Consider the following 898-nt stretch of genomic DNA (forward strand, 5'->3'; position numbering starts at 1 on the left):
GTAATATAACAAATGGCTCTTTTGATAATGTTGGTAGTGCATTTACTGGTCTTGATGAGAATATCAAAAATGTGAATACACGGATTAAGGAAGTCTCAGAAGGAGTTGCACAAGATTCTTTATCATGGAGCGAGGGTGAAAAATCCTTTGTAGCCTTGCATGGAGGAAAAGACGGTGCAAAGACAAATAGCAAGATTAAGTTCCTTGCGGCAGGAGATATTACGAAAGAATCTACAGATGCAGTAAATGGCTCCCAATTTTATTCCTTAGGAAAAGATCTTGCATCGTACTTAAACGGTGATGCTAAGTATGAGAAAAATCAATGGTTGTTGCCTAGATTTAAAGTTACACACCTTAAAGAAGATGGCACATCAGAAGAAGCTGAGTACGATAGTGTTTCAGAAGCTCTTTCAGGTGTTGGTAATTCTTTCACGAATGTGGTTAAAGACTTTAATGACAAAGTCACGAATATCACAGAATCTGTCCAAGGCGATGCGCTGTTGTGGAATAAGGACGCAGAGGCGTTTGTAGCCAAGCATGGGTACAAGGAAAGCAAGACGAACAGCAAGATAACGTCGCTTGCAAATGGGGATATCACTAAAGACTCAAGCGATGCTGTAACAGGAAATCAGCTATATGCTCTAGGTAACAGTGTTGCGCAGTCTTTAGGTGGTGATGCTAGTTATGCAGGTGGCGCTTGGACGGCTCCAAGTTTCAAAGTTAAGATCGTTAATGAGGATGGTACTAAAGTTGAAGAGAAGAAGTATGATACTGTATCGGAAGCATTTGCTGGTGTAGGAACATCTTTTGAGAATCTTCAAAAAGAGTTTACTCAAAACAACACGGAGGTTACTGAAAATATTAAGCAGAATGCGTTGTTGTGGAGTGATTCTGAAAA

General features: G+C 40.0%; 1 pseudogene. It reads left to right on the plus strand.

Annotation, left to right across the window (positions count from 1 at the left end):
* Positions 1-898 (plus strand): annotated as a pseudogene (locus ACFINW_RS09995) (hypothetical protein); the annotation flags it as partial.

Origin of the sequence: Bartonella sp. AA18HLJMS, from assembly GCF_042197245.1 — a bacterium.
Lineage (GTDB): Bacteria > Pseudomonadota > Alphaproteobacteria > Rhizobiales > Rhizobiaceae > Bartonella.